We start from the raw sequence: 1074 nt of genomic DNA on the forward strand, positions 1-1074 counted from the left end.
TATAATAGCACACTTCCAAAAGTTTTTGTTTATTTACTGACAACCATTGAGACGCTTTATCAAACGAGTGTTCCCCTTGAGGTTCAAAACCGAAAAAACGTCCATCTCGCAACATCAGATTGCTTAGTTATCGCTTGTTACCTCTGGGGCGTACTGCATTTTAGTGAAACGCTTAAAGCTAAGCACCAATTGGCTCAAAGTTTATTTCCTAATTTCCTAGAATATTCTCGCTTTGTCCGCCGTTGTAATGCCCTCTTACCGAGTATCCAAGTCATTCGCCAAGCACTCGTCTTTAAAGAGGTTGAAGGAATGAGTGTATCCATTATTGACAGCTTCCCCATTCCTTTGTGTCAGCCTATTCGTAATTTCAGAAGCAAAGTTCTTGGAGATTATGCAAATGTTGGCTACAATGCTACAAAGGGACAGTACTTCTATGGATGTAAATGTCATGCTTTAGTCAGTGAATCAGGCTATGTCATAGACTACACAATTACTCCTGCTTCAATGGCTGATAGTTCAATGACCGAGGAAGTGTTGAGTCAATTTGGGACACCAACAGTCCTTGGAGATATGGGATATTTAGGTCAGTCACTGCATGATAGGCTGGAATTAAAAGGAATTGATCTAATTACACCTGTCAGGAAGAACATGAAGCAAAAGAAAATCCTTTTCCCTAATTTTTCAAAACGTAGAAAAGTGATTGAGCGAGTTTTCTCTTTTTTGACAAATCTAGGAGCTGAGCGTTGTAAAAGTCGTTCGCCTCAAGGTTTTCAATTGAAATTAGAGATGATACTTTTAGCGTATTCTTTACTGTTAAAATCAGCTAAATCACTGGAACCAGAGACTTTAAGATATTCTATCGGGTATCAAGTCATGTCTAAATAATCAACTAGCAATTCGGGTCGTAATTAACATAATTGTATATGAACCCTTTGCATTTTCATTTAACGGCTTAATGGTTTTTCGCCTTAATAATAATAACCTTTGTTAAAAATTTGATTTTTTCTTTTAAGGGCCTAGAATTTATTATTTCTTTTATTAGAGTGAGAGCAGTATCAAAACAACTGTTCGTCC

1 protein-coding gene is annotated in these 1074 nt (G+C 37.0%); it reads left to right on the forward strand.

Features of this window, described 5'->3' with window-relative positions; all coding sequences use genetic code 11:
- A partial coding sequence (locus ABT006_RS35030) for an IS982-like element ISLll1 family transposase (protein WP_350712758.1) occupies window positions 1-885 on the forward strand: 885 nt, incomplete at its 5' end.
- Between the last annotated feature and the right edge of the window lie 189 nt (window positions 886-1074).

Source organism: Micromonospora sp. NPDC002717, from assembly GCF_040295705.1.
Taxonomy (GTDB): domain Bacteria; phylum Actinomycetota; class Actinomycetes; order Mycobacteriales; family Micromonosporaceae; genus Micromonospora.